The following is an 18,239-nucleotide window of genomic DNA, read 5'->3' as shown; positions in this document are numbered from 1 at the left end:
CCACCCTCGGAGCCGCTTCGCTCAGAAGCGCCCCTCCAGCCCCAGCCGCAGCGACTGCTGAGCCCCGCTGCGGCCGCTGAACTGCGTGCCGACGTCGACCGACACCGCCAGCCGGCCGCCGGACTGCACCCACTTGGCCCCCAGTTCCGCCGCCCCTTGGGTGCGCTTGTCTTGCGCCGGCTGGGCGCGGTACACCGGTGTCTGCGGCCCGAGGTCGGCATAGGTCATGGCTGCCGGGTCCGTGCCTTCGAACTGGTGCTGCCACTCCAGCCGCAGCCGGGGTTGCAACTCACCACCTTGCAGCGGATGTGCAAAGGCCGCGCGCAGGCCCAGCTTGCCGGTGGCCATGCGCACGCGCTGATCGGCAAAGCTCAGCGCCGCCACATCGGCCGCGGTCTCGGTGTAGGCCGCCAGCGTTGCGCGCATCCACTCCAGCCGACCATAGGGCGCCAGCATCCAGCCCCCGGCCAGGCGCGACTCGTGGCTGGCGGTCACGGACCCGAACCACTGCCGCCCGCTGCGCGAGCCGGTGGCCCAGCCGCCGTCATCGGTGATGTAGCGCTGCAGATCGAAGCTCTGCCGGCTGTAGCCCAACACACCGTCCACGAACACCTGCTCCGCCGGCCGCCAGGCCCCGTACACCGCCACCACGCCATTTCGGGCCGTGCTGCGCGAGCCGTGGGTGCCGATGTCCGCCCGGTCACTGCCAAAGCCTCCGCCCACGCCCAAGGTCCAGCGGTCGTTGACCCGGCAGTCGGCCCCGAGGCTCACGCCATCGGTGTGAAAGCGCAGCCGCTCCTGGCCGGTCAGCGCATCGCGCCGGCCGAAGTCGATGCCACCGCCCATCCAGAAGGCCCACGGCTCGCGGGCCTCGGCGCCGTCACTGTCTCGACCGGCGTTTTGACGGTCGCCCGAACGCAGATGCGCACGGGGCGCAGCGCCGGCGTCCGGCCCACCCTGTGCGGCGCTCGACACACGAGCGCCGCCGCCCCCGGCCCGAGCCCCCGGCATCGCGGACCCCGTGGCATCCCCGCCGCGCCGGGCATCCAGTTGGGCCAAGGGGTCCATCCGGGCCTCGGCCCGAGACTGCACGCCGAAGGAGCTCAGGCCCAGGTCCAGGCTCGACCGCCCCCAGCCGCCCGCACTGTGCAGGCTTTCCAGGCGCCGGTTGAAGTTGCCTAGCTGCGACCGGGCAAAGCGCCGCGCGGTGTCGGCCTGCGACGCCAGCAGGCCGCCCACCTCGGCGTCCTTCGACGGGTCCAGCCGGCCCACCACCGTGACCGTGGCCGTGCCCTGCGTGCTGCCGTAGGCATTGCTGAGGGCGAAGGTGATGGTGGCCACACCGGCAAACGCCACCGGCGGCGTGTAGACCAAGGTCAGGCCTTGCACCTCGGTGCGCCCCTCGGCGGGTGCTGACACCACCGTCAACCCGGTGAAGGGCCCGCCCGTGGCCTGCGCCGCCACGGCCAGCACTACCGGCTGGCCGCCCTTGGTGCGCGCCGTGGTGCCGGCGCTGCCCAGCACCGGGGGCGGCGGCGTGACCTGAATGGTGACCGTGGCCGGCGCCGAGGTGCCGCCGGCGTTGGTCATGGTGTAGGTGAAGCTGTCCGTCCCGACAAAGCCGACGTTGGGCGTGTAGGTGACAGTCGCGCTGCTACCGCCCGCGTCCTGCCGCCCGGTGAATGCACTCGCCTGCACGCGGCCGGCCTGCTGGATGCCGGCGAGCGTGACCGTGCCGTGCGCCGGCGGCACAACGATGGTCACGCCCGTCACTGGGCCGCCCTGCGAGGTCAGCGTGATCACCGTTGGCTGCGGCACGCCGCCGTTGTTGGCGCCGCGGTTGATCACCGTCACGTTGCCCGGCTGCGGCACCGGCAGCGGCGGGTTGACGGTGACGTCCACCGCCGCCGGAGCCGAGGTGCCCGACACGTTGCTGGCGGTGTACGAGAAGCGGTCCGTGCCCGTGTAGCCGACCGTCGGGGTGTAGGTGACCGTGAGCCCGCTCACCGTGACCGTGCCGTGCGCCGGCGCGCTGGACACGGCCACGGCGGTGGCGGGTCCGCCGCTGAGGGCGGGGGCGAGGTCCAGCACCGTCGCGGTGTTGAACGCCACCGTCAGGCCCTTGGCACCGGCAATCGGCAAGGCCGGGTCGGTGGTCAACACGAACTCGCGGCTGCCGGTGCCCACGGCGCCGGCGGTGCTGTCGCTGGCCTGCACCGTGAACGCGAAGCGCCCCGCCGCCGTGGGGGTGCCGGAGAGTGCACCCGTGCTGGCGTTCAGCGCGAGGCCGGGCGGCAGCGTGCCGGCAGACACGCTGAAGCTGTAGGGCGCGTTGCCACCGGTGGCGCTCAGGGCCTGGCTGTAGGGCACGCCCACCTGTGCGCGGGCGAGGCTGGCTGGTGCCAGCGCCACCGTGGCGGCGCGGATGGTCAGCGTCAACAGGCCACTGGTGGCGCGGAAAGGGCCGGCGCCGGTGCTGCTGTCCGTGGCCGTCACGGTGAACTGGAAAGTGCCGCCCGCCGTGGGTGTGCCGGCCAGGGTGCCGTTGGCCGCGAGGCTCAAACCCGCCGGCAGCGCGCCGCTGGCCACCGCATAGCTGTAAGGCGCTGCGCCGCCGCTGGCGCCAGCGACCGACTGGCTGTAGGCCGCGCCGCCGACGCCGGGCGCCAGCGGGGCCGGCGCGTAGCTCAGCGTGGCCGAACCCACGTTGACCGTCACCGTGGCGGACGACGCACCGAAGGCGTTGCTCGCGCTGTAGGTGAAGCTGTCTGGCCCGGCATAGCCGGCGGCGGGCGTGTACAGCAGGGTCGTCGGGCCCGACACCACCGCCGTGCCGTGCGCGGGGCCTGACACCACGGCCACCGCTGTGGCGGCCCCGCCGGTGATGACAGCGCCCAGGTTCACCGGGGCGGGCGTGCCGTAGCCGGTGTCCACACGGGCGGCCGCCGCCCGCGGCTGGCCGGCGGCCATGACCACGGTGTACGCCTGCGTTCCTTGCGCGGGGCCGCTGCCGCTGGTGGCATCGGTCGCCTTGACGGTGAAGTTGAACGTGCCGCTGACGGTGGGCGTGCCCGAGATCGCTCCGGTGGCGGCATTCAGCGTCACGCCGGCGGGCAGGCTGCCGGCGCTGAGGCTGTAGGCATAAGGCGCCAAACCGCCGGAGGCGGTGGCCTGCTGGCTGTACGCCAGCCCTTGCTGGCCCGCGGCCAGGCCGGCCGGCGCCACGGCGAGGGTGGGCAGCGCGATGTTGAAGCTGTAAACCTGCGAGCTGCTGAAGCCGCGCTGGTCGGTCACCTGCACCGTGAACGCAAACGCCCCCGCCGCCGTGGCCGTGCCCGACAGCGTGCCGGTGCTCGCCCCCAGCGCCAGGCCGGCCGGCAGGCTGCCAGCGCTCAGGCTGAAGCGGTACGGCGCCGTGCCGCCCGACATGGTGATGGTCTGCGCGTAGGGCTGCGCCACCGCGGGTGCCAGCAGCGTGGCCGGGCTGATGGTCAGCACCGGCGGCGCCACGGTGAACGAGCGCGTGACGGTGGCTGCCGGCAGGTAGCTGGCGTTTCCGGCTTGGTCGGCGCTGATGGTGCAGGTGCCCACGGCCAGGAAGGTGAGCGTGCCGGCCGCCGTGACCGTGCACACCGCCGGCGTGGCCGAACTGAAGCTGGGCGTCAGGCCCGCGTCGGAGGTGGCGCTGAGCGTGGGCGAGGTGCCGAAATTCTGCGTGCCCGGGTTGGCAAAGATGAGCGTCTGCGCGGCCTGGGTGGCCACCGCATTGGACGCTGCCGAAGCCCCCCCGGTACCGGCCCCATTGGTGGCCACCACGGTGAAGGTGTAGGTGGTGCCGTTGCTGAGCCCGGTGACGGTGATGGGGCTCGCCGCGCCAGACGCCGTGATGCCGCCCGGGCTGGAGGTCACCGTGTAGCTGGTGATGGCGCTGCCGCCATTGCTGGCCGGTGCGGTGAAGCTGACGCTGGCCTGCCCACTGCCCGCCGTGGCCGTGCCCATCGTGGGCGCCCCCGGCACCACGGCGTTGACCGTGAAGCTGCGCGACACGGTGGCCGCGGCGAGGTAGCTGCCGTTGCCGGCTTGATCGGCATTGATCGTGCAGGTGCCGCTGGTCACAAAGGTCAGCGCCCCGCCACTGGTGATGGTGCACACGCCCGTGGTCGCCGAACTGAAGGTCGGCGTCAGGGCTGAGTCCGACGTGGCGTTGAGGGTGGGCGTGGTGCCGAAGTTCTGTGCGCCGGGGTTGGCGAAGGTGATGGTCTGGCCAGCCTTCGGCGTGGCCACGTTGGACGCCGCCGAGGCGCTGCCCGTACCCGCCGAGTTCGTGGCCGTGACGGTGAAGGTGTAGGCCGTGCCGTTGGTCAGGCCCGTCACCGTGATCGGGCTGGCGGCGCCCGAACCCGTGGCCCCACCCGGGTTGGCGGTGACGGTGTAGCCCGTGATGCTGGCGCCGCCGTTGGAGCCCGGTGCGGTGAACGTAACGCTGGCCTGCGTGTTGCCCGCCGTGGCCGTGCCCACGGTGGGCGCGCCCGGCGCCACGGCGTTGACCGTGAAGCTGCGCGACACGGTGGCCGCGGCGAGGTAGCTGCCGTTGCCGGCTTGGTCGGCATTGATGGTGCAGGTGCCGGCCGTGACGAAGGTCAGCGCACCGCCGCTGGTGGTGGTGCACACGCCCGGGGTGGACGACGTGAAGCTGACCGTGAGCGCCGAGTCGGACGTGGCCGTGAGCGTGGGGGTGGTGCCGAAGTTTTGCGCGCCCGGGTTGGCGAATGTGATGGTCTGGCCGGCCTTGGGCGTGGCCGCGTTGGACGCCGCCGAGGCGCTGCCCGTGCCCGCCGAATTCGTGGCGGTGACGGTGAAGGTGTAGGCCGTGCCGTTGGTCAAACCCGTCACGATGATCGGGCTGGCCGCGCCTGTGCCGGTGGCCCCACCCGGGCTGGCCGTGACGGTGTAGCCCGTGATGCTGGCGCCGCCGTTGGACGCCGGCGCCGTGAACGTGACGCTGGCCTGCGCGTTGCCCGACGTGGCGGTGCCCACGGTGGGCGCGCCCGGCACCACGGCATTGACCGTGAAGCTGCGCGACACGGTGGTGGCGGCCAGGTAGCTGCCGTTGCCGGCTTGGTCCGCATTGATGGTGCAGGTGCCGGCCGTGACGAAGGTCAGCACCCCGCCGCTGGTGATGGTGCACACGCCGGTGGTGGACGACGTGAAGCTGACGGTCAGCCCCGAGTCGGAGGTGGCCGTCAGCGTAGGTGTGGTGCCGAAGGTTTGCGCGCCCGGGTTGGCGAAAGTGATGGTCTGGCCAGCTTTCGGCGTGGCTGAGTTGGACGCCGCCGAGGCGCTGCCCGTGCCCGCCGAGTTCGTGGCCGTGACCGTGAAGGTGTAGGCCGTGCCGTTGGTCAGGCCGGTGACGGTGATCGGGCTGGCCGCGCCTGTGCCGGTAGCCCCGCCCGGGCTGGCGGTGACGGTGTAGCCGGTGATGCTCGCGCCGCCATTGAAGCCCGGCGCCGTGAAGGTGACGCTGGCCTGCGTGTTGCCCGCCGTGGCCGTGCCCACCGTCGGCGCCCCCGGCACCACGGCGTTGACCGTGAAACTGCGCGACACGGTGGTGGCGGCCAGATAGGCCGCGTTGCCCGCTTGATCGGCGTGGATGGTGCACGTGCCGACCGTGACGAAGGTGAGCGTGCCGCCGCTGGTGGTGGTGCAGACGCCGGTGGTGACCGAGGAAAAGGTCAAGGCCAGGCCGGAGTCGGAACTGCCCGGCAGCGTCGGCGTGGTGCCGAAGTTCTGCGCGCCGGGGTTGACGAAGGTGATGGTTTGCGGCGCCTTGGGGGTGACCGTGCCCGACGCACCCGACTGCGCGCCCGTGCCGACGGCATTGGTGGCCGTGACCCTGAACGTGTAGCCGACCCCGTTGGTGAGGCCGGTGACCGTGAGCGGGCTGGACGCACCTGTCATCGAGAACCCACCCGGGCTGGAGGTGACCGTGTAGCTTGTGATGGTGCTGGCACCGTCGTAGGCCGGCGCCGAGAAGCTCACCGTGGCCTGCGCGTTGCCGGCCGTGCCGGAAATGATGGTCGGCGCACCGGGCGCGGTGGCGGACACCACGATGGTCACCTGCACCGTGTCGCCATAGGCGTCGTAGAGCGTGACCGAGTCCGTGCCGGTGTATCTCACCGTGGGGATCTGGTACACCAGTTTGTCCACGTTGGGCGTGTTCAGGTCGGTGGCCATGCTCCCGCCTTGGGAGGTCGAGATGCTGCTGGTGGAGCCAAAACCGTCCGTGTAGACACCGTCCACCCCGCCCGGATCACAACTGCCGTAGTCGCTCGGCGTGAAGGTGTAGACGTAGGAACTGGTCCCCGTGTTCGCCAGGTTCCAGGTGATGGAACAACGCACCGCCGCCATGGCCGGCGCCGCAAAGCACAGGCTCAATGCGGCCAGCAGCAACCAGCGCGCAGCACGGCACAGCACGGCCAGCGCACCGAAGGCGCGGGCTGGCGGGTCCGAGCGGGTGTTGCGGCAGCTTCCCTGACGGCAGCTTCCCATGGGTTGGTCTCCTCCGGTGCTGCGAGGTGGCCAGCCACACCCCTGTCTTGCATCCGAGGCGGAGGTTGGCGAGGCGGCCCGCTCGCTGGGGCTCCACGGCCCATCGAATTGATGCTAAAGCTAGAAATGATTTCAAGCCTTCAACCCAGGCGGCAAATGAATCCCCCGCATGACTTCTGACCGGTTTGCCGCGCGCCGGTGCGCCCACGGCACCACACCACACCACACCACACCACACCACACCACACCACACCACACCACACCACACCGCACCCTCGCCCGGCTTCGCCCCGCACCCAGCACAGGCAACAAAAAAGGGCCCGAAGGCCCTTGTTGCATTCCCGGCGGTTCAGTTCACTTCTTCAGGTACTCGAAGAAGGCCTGCGAGTTGGACTCACGCCCCAGGAAGTCTTTCACCAGCGCGGGTGCGGGCTTTTGCGCACCCTGCCCCAGCACCAGCTCGCGGTAACGCTGGCCGACCGTGGGGCTCAGCTTGTCAGCCGCGAAGGCGGTGCGCAGGTCCATGGCCACCACCAGGCTCCAGAGGTAGCCGTAGTAGCCCGCGCCGTAGCCACCGGCGATGTGCGCGAAGCCGGCGGGGAACATCGTGCCCGGCACGTAGCCCAGCGGCGTGGCGCCTTCCATCTGCGCCCAAAGCGGCAGCGGCTCGGGCTTGGCCGATTGGTGCAGGGCCAGGTCATAGCTGGCGTACAGGTGCTGGCGGCCGAACTGACCGCCCTTGCCGTACTGCTTGGCGGCCACCGCCTGCGCCACCATGGCGTCGGGCACGGGCTTGCAGGTGGGGCACACGTCCTGCATCAGCTTCAGCACGTTCTTGTCATACACCCAGTCTTCCAGCATTTGCGACGGCGCTTCGACGAAGTCGTGCATCACCGTGGTGCCGGCGGTGGCGGCATAGCGGGTCTTGGACAGGTTCACGTGCACCGCGTGGCCCAACTCGTGCAGCAGCGTTTCCACCTCGTCCAGCGTCAGGCCGTTGCGGTCGAAATTGACCACCAGCGCCGCCACCGGGGTGCGACCGATGCGCGTGGCGCTGCCACGCAGCGGCCAGACGGCGGCGTGGTTGTACTTGCCGTCACGCGGGTACAGGTCCACGTACAGCTGACCGATGGCCTGGCCCGAGGCCGCGTCGCTCACCACGTAGGTCTGGGCTTCGCTGTGCCACAGCGTGTTGGCCACGCGCTCGTACTTCACGCCCATGAGCTTCTCGATCACGTGCAGCGCGAACTCCAGGCTCGCCTGCGGCGGGAAGTAGGGGCGGAAGGCGTTCTGGTCGACGCTGAACTTCTGCAGCTTGACGCGCTCGCTGTAGAACGTGGCGTCCCAACGCTCCACCTGCGTTTGCTCCAGCGGCGTGCCCAGGTGCTGGGCCTTGGCGGCGCGCAGTTCCTCCAGCTCGGTTTTCTCTCGCGCGTTGACGGCGCCGGTCACAGAGTCCAGGAAGCGCGTGGCCGTGGCACCGTCCTTGGCCATGCGGCGGCGCAGGTTGAAGTCCACGTAGTCCTTGAAGCCGAACAGCTTCGCGTACTCGCCCCGCAGCGTGACGATCTGGGCCAGCACATCCAGGTTGCCCTGGCCACCCTCGTTCGTCTTGGCCAGCCACATGCGCCGGCGGGTTTCGCCGTTCACGGCGCTGCGCATCACGGGCACGTAGCTGGGGTAGTCCACGCCCAACATCAGCCGGCCCTGGTCGTTGCGCGGGGCTTTTTCCCACACGCTCACCGGCACGCCTTCGAGTTCGGCCACGGTGAAGGGCACGCGGGTGCCGGCATCGCGCAGCGTCTTGCCGAATTGCTGGTCCAGCTCGGTCAGGCGGTTCAGGATCTGCTTGGCGCGCTCGCGCTTGGCCTTGGGCAGGGCCACGCCGCTGTCCTCGAACTGACCCGAAGCCAGGCGCACCAGTTCAGCGTCGATGGCGTCCTTGCGCGGTGCCTTTTGCAGCGCGCGGTAGAGCTTTTCGTTCTGGCCCAGGCTGGAGCTGAAATCCGCCCAGCGCAGCGAGCAGGCTTGCGCCGCATCGCGCACCGCCTTGTCGGGGTGCACGTTCAGCACGAAGTCCACCGGCCCCTGGTGGTCTTCAAAGTAGACCGTCAGGTCATCAAACGCCGCCAGCCAGCCGGCGTCGAGCTTGCGCTTTTCCAGCTGCGTCACGCGCTGCTGGGCGCCCTTCAGGCCGGTGTCGCACGCGGCTTGCACATCGGCGGGCGAGCCGAAGCTGGGGAAATTGGGAGCCGGCAGGCGAGGTTGGGCCTGGGCTTGGGCCACTGCGCCGAAGGCCAGGGCGGCCAACAGGGCAAGAACGGGTTTCATCGCGGGACTCATCGCGTCTCCTTGTGGGAAGGCCGCGATTCTGCGGCCGCGCGAAGCGCCCGGCTGGCCGTCACACCGGGTTGTGGCGTGCGGCGAACGGATTCACCTCGATGTTGGCCACGTGGCTGATGCGCAGGCCGTCGTCGCCCGGCACGGCCACGATGGACATGCGGTTGTGCGACGCGGGCCGCGGCTCACCCGAGGGCGTGGTGTATGCCCCCAGCCACCACCGCACCACCAGCAGGCGCACGCCGCCGGGCAACGCCTTGACATGCTCCACCGCCTCCAGCTTCAGAGGCACCCCGCGGAACATCACGTCGAAGAACACCGCATGCGCCTTCTTCACATCGGCGTGGCCTTGCCAGTGCATGCCCACCACATTGACCCAATGGATGTCGGGCGTGGCCACGGCAAACATCGCATCCATGTCCGACGCGTTCCAGGTGTCTTCCATGACCTGCAACAAGCGCGCGACCGGGGGTTCCACACCGGCCAGAGACGAAGCGTTGGGAGACGCAGCGGATGGGGCAGCGGCAGCAGACATGGGCAGGGCTCCAACAAAAGGCAAGGCGGCAAGGCGGCTCAGGTGCTGAATCCAGCGCCGGCGACCGGGCAAGTGCATGGCAAGACTCCGCAACGGTGAACACAGGCCTGCACCCTAGGCCCCGACGCCGCCGTCGGATTGCACAAACCGGACATGCCCGCCCGCCGTCAGGCGCGCCCAAGATCGGGCCACTGGCTCAGAAACGCGCGGGGCGCTTCACCGGTGAAGGCCCGGCAGTCGCGAATGCAGTGCGACTGGTCAAAGTAGCCGGCCTCCAGGGCCAGCGTGGTCAACGCGGCTTGCGGGGCTCGCGCATGCGCGGCCATCAGCGCCTGAAAGCGCAGCAGCCGGCCGTGCAATGCGGGCGACAGGCCCGTGCGCTCCAGAAACCTGCGGTGCAGGTGGCGCTCACTCCAGCCCAGGCGGCACGCCCAGGTGGCCACGGGGGCGACGCCATCCTCCAGCCGCCAGGCGGCCACCGCCCGGTCCAGCGCGTCGGCCGGCCGCGAGCTGGCAAGCCGCTCCAGCAGCCAACCGCTGGCCGCCTGCACCCGCGCCTCAAAGCCGTGGGCCCGTGCCAAGCGGTCGCGCAGCTCCAGCACCCCCGGGCCCACCAGTTGGTTCGCCGGCACAGCCAGGTTGTCCAGCGATTGCAAAGACAGGCCAAACAACCGGTGCAGCCCGGTCGGCTCGAAATGCACCGTGAAGGTGTCCACATCGCCCACCAGGTGCAGCCGCTTGCCAGGCCGCGTGTGCGGGGCCACCAGCACGATGTCTGGCGCGGCCACGGGGGCCTGGGCGTCGACGGCCACGCGCACGGGCTCGCCCAGGTAGAACTCGATGAAGCGGTCCAGCCGGGCCGGCAGCCCGAAGGCCGGGATGTGGTGTTGCGCGTCCACACAGCGCCGCTGCGAGAACCGCGCCACCACGCCCTGCAGGGCGGGCGGTGGCGGGGCTTGGCGGTAGTTCAGCATGGCTGTCAGCGCAAACAGGCTGACAGCATAGACCGGCGCTCAGCGGGCCAGCAGGGCCTTCACCTGGGCCAGCGCGTTCGGGTCATCCAAGGTGGTGAGGTCGCCCGGGTCGCGCCCTTCGGCCACAGCTTGCAGGGCGCGGCGCAGCAGCTTGCCCGAGCGGGTCTTGGGCAGCACGCTGACGAAGTGCACCCGCGCCGGGCGGGCCACAGCGCCGAGCTGGCCGTCCACGTGCTTCATCACCTCGCCTTCCAAGGCCGGCGACGCCTGCTCGGGGTTGCGCAGCACCGCAAACGCGATGGCCACCTGCCCCTTGAGCTGGTCGGCCACGCCCACCACCGCCACTTCGGCAATGGCGGCGTGGCTGGAGATGCTTTCCTCGATCTCGCGCGTGCCCAGCCGGTGGCCGGCCACGTTGATGACATCGTCCGTGCGGCCGAGGATGAAGGTGTAGCCATCGGCGTCGCGCAGGCCCCAGTCGAAGGTGGAGTACACCTGTTGCCCCGGCACGCTGCTCCAGTAGGTGCGCACGAAGCGGTCGTCGTCGCCCCACACCGTCTGCAGGCAGCCCGGCGGCAAGGGGTGGGCGATGGTCAACACGCCCTTCTGGTTGGGCTCGCTCAAGGGTTGGCCGGTTTGCTCGTCGAGCAGCTGAACGTCGTAGCCGTACATGGGCATGCCGGGCGAGCCGAAGCGCGTGGGCACCGGGTCCACGCCCGGGATGTGGTTGGCCACCGTCAGCAGCGGCCAGCCGGTTTCGGTCTGCCAGTAGTTGTCGACGATGGGCACGCCCAGGGCCTCGGCAATCCAGCGGCCCGTGGGTTCGTCCAGCGGCTCGCCGGCGAGGAAGAGCGCACGCAGGGACGACAGGTCATGGCGTTTGAGCAAGGCCGGGTCATGTTTTTTGAGCACGCGCACCGCCGTGGGGGCGCTGAACATCACCGTGACCTTGTATTTCTCGACCAGGCTCCACCAGATGGCGGCGTCCGGGTTGATGGGCAGGCCCTCGTACATCAGCGTGGCCATGCCGGCGATGAGCGGGCCGTAGATGATGTAGCTGTGGCCCACCACCCAGCCGATGTCGCTGGTGGAGAAGTAGGTTTCGCCGGCCTTGCCGCCGAAGATGTAGTCCATGCTCGTGGCCAGGGCCACGGCGTAGCCGCCCACATCGCGCTGCACGCCCTTCGGTTTGCCCGTGGTGCCGCTGGTGTAGAGCGTGTAGCTGATCTCGTTGGCTTCCAGCCAGGCCACCGGCACGCGGGTGCCGGCGTGCTGGGTGCGCTGGGCGGCGTAGTCCAGGTCACGGCCCGCCACGGGCGTGAATGCGGCCAGGCCACGGTCCACCATCAACACGCTGGCCGGCTTGTGCGCGGCGAGCGTGATGGCTTCATCCAGCAGCGGCTTGTAGGGCACGACCTTGCCGCCCCGGCTGCCCGCATCCGCGCTGACGATGAGCTTCGGGCTGGCATCGTCAATGCGGCTGGCCAGGCTGTGCGACGCAAAACCGCCGAACACCACCGAGTGGATGGCGCCGATGCGCGCGCAGGCCAGCATCGCAAACGCCGCCTCCGGGATCATGGGCATGTAGATCAGCACCCGGTCGCCCTGCCCCACCCCTTGCGCCTGCAGGATGGCGGCCATGGTTTCCACCTCGGCCAGCAGTTGCGCGTAGCTGTAGACGATTTCCTGACCGACTTCGGTGGACACCCAGATGAGCGCCGCATCGCCCGGCCGCTGCGCCGCGTGGCGGTCCACCGCGTTGTGGCACAGGTTGGTGGTGCCCCCCACGAACCACTGCGCAAACGGCGGCCGGCTCACATCGCAGATTTGCTGCGGCGGGGTCTGCCAGTCGATGCGACGGGCCTGCTCGGCCCAGAAAGCGTCACGGTCGGTGAGGCTGCGGCGGTGGAAGTCGGCGTAGGTCGTCATACCGGCCAGTGTGGGCTTGGCCCACTGACATCAGTCTGACCCCGTCGCAGCCGTGAGAAAATCAAGGGTTTCCACCGACCTCGCCGCTCGCGAAGCCGGGGTTTGCCCTCAAAATCGACGGTTTGGCTCCCCCCTTGGTTGACGGTGCCGGGCCTGCCCCCTAACCTGCGCACCGCTTTCACCCCCCTGCTACCGCGACCGCTTGCGGCCCGCCCCTGGCTCCTGGTTTCCGCGTTCCGAATGTTCCTGGCCCCCCGTTCCCTGCTTCAGCGCACCGCCGCAGCCTGTCTGCTGGTGGTGGGCTGCGCCGCGCAGGCGCAGGGCGTGGCCCAGGCGGCCACCACGCCGCCGCCAGGCACCATGATGGGCGCCTACGGCCAGAGCCTGCAGCAGCAACAGCAGCACCAACAAGCCGCGCCGGAGCGCAACGCCACCGCTGCGGCCACCCCGGCCACGGCACCGGCCAAGCCGGCCACCGCGCAAGACGCCGTCACCCGCTTCCTGAGCGAGCGCGGCCTGTTGAACAGCACCGAGCAAGGCGCCTCGTCCCGCCTGCTGGCCAGCGTGCGCGACACCGCGTCGGATCTGGTGCTGTCGGCCATGAACTTCCTGGGCGTGCGCTACACCCGGGGCGGCAATTCGGTGGAAAACGGCTTCGACTGCAGCGGCTTCACCCGCCACATCTTCGAGATGAGCGTGGGCCTGGTGCTGCCGCGCCGCGCCGACGAGCAAGCCAAAGACAGCAGCCTGGCCGCCATCCGCAAAGACGAACTCAAGCCCGGCGACCTGGTGTTCTTCAACACCATGCGCGCCACGTTCAGCCACGTGGGCATCTACGTGGGCGAAGGCAAGTTCATCCACGCCCCCCGCACCGGCAGCGCCGTGCGCGTGGAAGACATGCGGGACGCTTACTGGGCCAAGCGCTTCACCGGCGCGCGCCGCGCCGACCTGCAAGCCGCCGAATCGGCGCGCTGACTGCGTCGGGCGCCTGCCGCCCACGCCCCCGGCTGCGATCAGCTGCAACGGGCCGCAAGGACTTCAGACAACGTTCAGCTCCGCCGGGCATCATGGCGACATGAATCGCTGCCTTGCGATCCTTGTGGGAGCCCTGGGCTTGGCGCTGGCGCACACGGCCGGTGCCCAGGCTTGCCCTCGCCCGCTCACGGTGGCGATGACCTCGCTGCAGCCCTCACGCGCCGACGCACCGCTGGAGCGGGCGGCCGACGCCTTGCTGGACGAGCTCGCCCAACGCAGCGGCGTGCAGTGGACTCGCACCGACATGCCACGCATGCGGGCGGTGACCGAGTTCAAGGCCGGCCGCGTCGACGTGCTGCCCATGGCATCCCGCAGCGACGAGCGCGACGCCTGGGGCCGGCTGCTGCCGCTGGGGCGGGTGAAGCCCTTGCTGATCCTGCCTCGCCGCAACCCCATCACGCCCCAGCAGGTTCAAGACCTGACCGCCTTCGATCAGCCGCTCACCCTGGTGCGCGGCCAGCAGTTCGGCTCGCGCTTCGACGCCTGGGCCGAAGGCCTGGCCCGCGCCGGCAAGATCCACATCGTCAGCGACCAGGGCACGGCCGTGCGCATGATGAAAGCCGGCCGCAGTGCCGGGGCGCTGGGGCTGCCTGCCGTGTATGAATCGGCGCTGCAGCAGGCGCAGTGGTCGGGCGAGGTGCAGATGCTGGACCTGGACCTGGGCGACCCGGTGGACATCGGCATGTACCTGTCCACCGCCACGCCGGAGGGCTGCATCGAGCCGTTGCGCCGCGCTGCCGAGCAGATGCGGCGCAGCGGCGCCTACCTGGCGCTGCTGGAGCGGTTCTTGTCGCCGCGCATGCGCCAGGGCTTGCTGCCCTGACGCCCCGGCGCGTGCATCAGCCCGCCACGCGCTTGGCCACCAGCGTCAGGATCTCGTAGCTCGCGCACAGCTCGCCGCGCTGGTTGGTCACGGCCACGTCCCAGCCGATCACGCCCTGCGCAGGCTGGTCGTCGCGCGGCGGGCGGTCGATCTTGCGCTTGGCCGTCAGGCGCGCCTGGATGGTGTCGCCAATGGCCACGGGCGTGACGAAGCGCAGGTTCTCCAGCCCGTAGTTGGCCAGCACCGGGCCCGGCGCCGGGCTGACGAACAAGCCCGCCGCGGCCGACAACACAAAGTAGCCGTGGGCAATGCGCTGGCCGAAGGGCGATTCCTTCGCCGCCACCTCGTCGAAGTGCATGTAGAAGTAGTCGCCCGACAGGCCACCAAACGCCACGATATCCGCCTCGCCCACCGTGCGGCGGTGCGTCAGCAGGCTCATGCCGACCTCGACGTCCTCGAAGTAGCGGCGGAACGGATGCACTTCGCTCTCCGTCACCGCACCGCCGCGCTGGTACTCGCCAGTGATGGCTGAAATCATCGTCGGCGAACCCTGCACCGCGCAGCGCTGCAAGTAGTGCTTCACGGCGCGCAGGCCGCCGAGTTCCTCGCCCCCGCCCGCGCGGCCTGGGCCGCCGTGCTTGAGCTTGGGAAGCGGCGAGCCGTGGCCGGTGTTCTCCAGCGCGGCCTCGCGGTCCAGCACCAGCATGCGGCCGTGCCAGGCGGCGAACGTGGGCACCGCCTGCGCGGCCAGAGCCGGCGATTTGGTGCACACCGTGCCCACCAGGCTGCCCCGGCCCAGCGTGGCCAGGTGCAGGGCTTCGTCGAAATCGCCATACGGCAGCAGCGTGGTCACCGGGCCGAAGGCTTCGAGGTGGTGGGCGTCGCTGGCCGCCGAGTCGCGGGCCAGCAGCAGCGTGGGCGCGAAGAAGGCGCCCTCGCCCACACCTTCACCCTTCGGCGCAAAGCCGTCGCGCTCGCTCAGCAGCAACTCGCAGTTCTTCGCCAGTTGCGCCACACGCTCGGCCACGTCGGCTTGCTGGGCCTTGCTGGCCAGCGCGCCCATGCGAACGCCTTCCACGGCGGGGTCGCCCACCACGGTTTTGCTCAGGCGGGCCTTCAAGGCCGTCGCGACCGCATCGGTCAGGTGGCGCGGCACCAGCGTGCGGCGGATGGCCGTGCACTTCTGGCCGGCCTTGGCCGTCATCTCGCGGGCCACTTCCTTGATGAAGAGCTCGAACTCCGGGTCGTCCGGCGTCACGTCGGGCGCGAGGATGGCGCAGTTCAGGCTGTCGGCCTCGGCGTTGAACGGAATGCTCTTCTTCAGCAAATTGGGGTGGGCGCGCAGCATCAGCGCGGTGTCGGCACTGCCGGTGAAGGTCACCACGTCGGCTTCATCCAGCCGCTCGAACAGGTCGCCCGTGCCGCCGATGATGAGCTGCAGCGCACCCGCCGGCACGAGGCCGGACTCGACGATCAGCCGCACGCAGGCCTCGGCCACATAACTGGTGGCCGTGGCGGGCTTCACCAGGCAGGGCATGCCGGCCAGGAAGCTGGGCGCGAACTTTTCCAACATGCCCCACATCGGGAAGTTGAAGGCGTTGATGTGCAACGCCACGCCGCGCTTGGGCACCAGCACGTGGCTGCCGATGAAGTGGTTGTTGGCGCCCAGCCGCATCGGCGGCCCTTCATGCAGCACGTTGCTGCTGGGCAGGTCCTTGCCGCCGATGGACGCGTACGCGAACAGCGTGCCGATGCCGCCCTCGATGTCGATCCACGAATCGCTGCGCGTGGCGCCGGTGTGGGCGCTGATGGCGTAGAGCTGCTCCTTGCGCTCCATCAGGTAGGTGGCCAGCGCCTTGAGCACGCGGGCGCGGTCCTGGAAGTGCGTGCGCAGCAGCCCGGGCAGCGCGGTGCCGCGAGCAAAGGCCATGGCCTCAGCGAAATCCAGCCCTTCCTCGTGGGTGTGGGCCACCGTGCGGCCGTTGATCGCGCTGGTCAGCGCCTTGGCCGCGCGCTCGCCGACCCAGCGGCCAGCGATGTAACTCTGAAGTGTGGCAACTGCCATGTCGAATTCCTTCGGCCGCTCATGCAGCCCGGTCGAAAAAAGGACGGCCCCGCAGGGCCGTTCTCTGCGGAAGGCGGCGCCCGGCCGCCCCGCTTACTTGATGAGTTTCCAGGTGCCGTTCTCGATCTGCACCATCACGCGGGCGCGCTGGTCCAGGCCCAGGTGGTCACCGGCCGACATGTTGAACACGCCGTGCGCGCCGGCCAGGTTCTTCACGTTCTCCAGCGCATCGCGCAGCGCGGCGCGGAAGGCCGGCGTGCCCGGCTGCGCCTTCTTCAGCGCCTCGGGGGCGGCCGCAGCCAGCAGCAGGCCGGCGTCCCAGGCATGGCCACCGAAGGTGGACACGCTGCCCTTGCCGTGCGCGGCCTCGTACTTGGCGATGTAATCCTGCGCGCTCTTCTTCACCGGGTGGTCGGCCGGCAATTGCGCGGCCACGAGCACCGGGCCCGACGGCAGCAGCGTGCCTTCCACATCCTTGCCGCCCACGCGCAGGAAGTCGTTGTTTGCGACCCCGTGCGTCTGGTAGATCTTGCCGGCGTAGCCGCGCTCCTTCAGCGCCTTCTGCGGCAGCGCCGCGGGCGTGCCCGAACCGGCGATCAGGATGGCGTCGGGCTTGGCGGCCACGAGCTTGAGCACCTGGCCGGTGACGGAGGTGTCCGTGCGGTTGTAGCGCTCGCTGGCCACGATGTTGAGCTTCTTGGCAGCGGCGATCTTGTTGAACTCGCCCCACCAGCCTTCCCCGTAGGCGTCGGCAAAGCCGATGAAGCCGGCGGTCTTGATGCCGTTGTCCACCATGTGGGTCACGATGGCCAGGGCCATCATGATGTCGTTCTGCGGGGTCTTGAAGACCCACTTCTTCTTGGCGTCCAGGGGCTCGACGATGCGGGCTGAGGCGGCCATGGAGATCATGGGCGTGCCGCTCTCCGACACGGCGTCAATCATCGCCAGCGAGTTGGGCGTGACGGTGGAGCCGATGATCAGGTCCACCTTGCTCTCGGTGATGAGCTTGCGGGTGTTGGCCACGGCGGTGGTGGTGTCGGACGCGTCGTCCAGCACGATGTAGTTCACCTTCTGACCGCCCAGCGTCGTGGGCATCAGCGCCACGGTGTTCTTCTCGGGGATGCCCAGCGAGGCGGCCGGGCCGGTGGCCGACACGGTCACGCCGACGTTGATGTCCGCGTGCGCGGCCAGGGCCAGCGTGGCGGCCAGGGCCACGGTCATTTGCTGCAGCTTCTTCATGGTCTCGTCTCCTCAGGGTGAATCGTCAAGGTGCCGGGGCGGGCGGCTGCACCGCACCCAGGCCGCCAAAGAACAGGTCGCTCACCAGACTGGCCAGCGTCTCGTGCGAGAGCTCGCCGTCCGGCCGCAACCAGGTGAAGGTCCAGTTGATCATGCCAAACAGCAGCATGGTCAGCGGTTTGTGAAGCCGGGCTTCGTGCAATTCCGGCCGCACCTGGCCGATGGTGGACGCGAACTCGCCCACCACCTGCCGCTCCACGTCCAGCAGGCGCTCACGCTCGGCTTCGGCCAGGAACTTGATCTCGCTGGTCAGCACACGGTGCTCGTCCTGCGCATCGGCGTAAGCCAGCGTGAAGCGCTCGATCAGTGCGCGCAGCCGGGCTTGGGGTGCCAGGGCCTGGGCACGCACCTCCTCCACCAGCGTCAACAGGTCGTGCACGTGGGCGTCGCAGATCTGGGCCAGCAAGGCCTGCTTGTCTTCAAAGTAGTGATACAGCGTCGGCTTGGCCACGCCGCAGGCCTCGGCCACCTGGTTCATGGACGTGGCACTGAAGCCCTGCGTGGCGAACAGCTGGGCCGCCGCGGCGAGCATGTCCTCGCGTTGGGCTTCAAAGCCGGGGGCGCGTTTGCGGGCCATTAGAAGCTGTGGACGGACACCGCGCGGCCGAGCAGACCGTCCCGGCGGCGCCAATCAAGGCGCAAAGCGCAGCCGTCGCTGGGGCTACGGCGAGCATTTGCCACGCCGAGCGG

Annotated in this window: 10 protein-coding genes; 2 read left to right on the top strand and 8 right to left on the bottom strand. The window is 69.9% G+C overall.

Translation table 11 applies throughout. The features are described 5' to 3' along the window. Positions 1 to 21 precede the first annotated feature (21 nt). The 5 genes from ACG01O_RS06730 to ACG01O_RS06710 form a co-directional block, all read right to left on the bottom strand. Complete coding sequence (locus ACG01O_RS06730; RefSeq protein ID WP_394382726.1) at positions 22 to 6,549, bottom strand: fibronectin type III domain-containing protein; 6,528 nt, start codon at positions 6,547 to 6,549, stop codon at positions 22 to 24. 354 nt (positions 6,550 to 6,903) lie between these two features. Next, positions 6,904 to 8,880 (bottom strand): M3 family metallopeptidase, encoded by a 1,977-nt coding sequence (locus ACG01O_RS06725; RefSeq protein WP_394382723.1) that lies wholly within the window; start codon positions 8,878 to 8,880, stop codon positions 6,904 to 6,906. A 70-nt stretch (positions 8,881 to 8,950) separates the two neighbouring features. Further along, positions 8,951 to 9,424 (bottom strand): SgcJ/EcaC family oxidoreductase, encoded by a 474-nt coding sequence (locus tag ACG01O_RS06720; protein WP_394382721.1) that lies wholly within the window; start codon positions 9,422 to 9,424, stop codon positions 8,951 to 8,953. Positions 9,425 to 9,591: 167 nt separating this feature from the next. Beyond that, on the bottom strand, positions 9,592 to 10,398 hold the full coding sequence (locus ACG01O_RS06715) for an AraC family transcriptional regulator (RefSeq protein ID WP_394382718.1): 807 nt from the start codon (positions 10,396 to 10,398) through the stop codon (positions 9,592 to 9,594). A gap of 39 nt (positions 10,399 to 10,437) precedes the next feature. After that, positions 10,438 to 12,336, bottom strand: a complete 1,899-nt coding sequence (locus ACG01O_RS06710; protein WP_394384184.1) for a propionate--CoA ligase — start codon at positions 12,334 to 12,336, stop codon at positions 10,438 to 10,440. A gap of 231 nt (positions 12,337 to 12,567) precedes the next feature. On the opposite strand from ACG01O_RS06710, the gene ACG01O_RS06705 reads away from it, so the two are divergent. Beyond that, on the top strand, positions 12,568 to 13,302 hold the full coding sequence (locus ACG01O_RS06705) for a C40 family peptidase (protein WP_394382715.1): 735 nt from the start codon (positions 12,568 to 12,570) through the stop codon (positions 13,300 to 13,302). 100 nt (positions 13,303 to 13,402) lie between these two features. Then, entirely contained in the window at positions 13,403 to 14,185 is a 783-nt protein-coding gene (locus ACG01O_RS06700; protein WP_394382712.1) for a hypothetical protein, read from the top strand. 16 nt (positions 14,186 to 14,201) lie between these two features. On the opposite strand, the gene paaZ is transcribed toward ACG01O_RS06700, so the two are convergent. The 3 genes from paaZ to ACG01O_RS06685 form a co-directional block, all read right to left on the bottom strand. Further along, positions 14,202 to 16,250 (bottom strand): phenylacetic acid degradation bifunctional protein PaaZ, encoded by a 2,049-nt coding sequence (paaZ, locus tag ACG01O_RS06695; protein WP_394382710.1) that lies wholly within the window; start codon positions 16,248 to 16,250, stop codon positions 14,202 to 14,204. Positions 16,251 to 16,343: 93 nt separating this feature from the next. After that, positions 16,344 to 17,489, bottom strand: coding sequence for an ABC transporter substrate-binding protein (locus tag ACG01O_RS06690; protein WP_394382707.1), 1,146 nt, complete (start codon positions 17,487 to 17,489; stop codon positions 16,344 to 16,346). Between the two features lie 25 nt (positions 17,490 to 17,514). Then, positions 17,515 to 18,126, bottom strand: a complete 612-nt coding sequence (locus ACG01O_RS06685; protein WP_394382705.1) for a TetR/AcrR family transcriptional regulator — start codon at positions 18,124 to 18,126, stop codon at positions 17,515 to 17,517. Positions 18,127 to 18,239: the final 113 nt, after the last annotated feature.

Source organism: Pelomonas baiyunensis (assembly GCF_043555935.1).
Taxonomy (GTDB): domain Bacteria; phylum Pseudomonadota; class Gammaproteobacteria; order Burkholderiales; family Burkholderiaceae_C; genus Pelomonas; species Pelomonas baiyunensis.
Note: the sequence above shows the minus strand (reverse complement) of the source record. Positions and strands in the feature narration are given on the sequence as shown.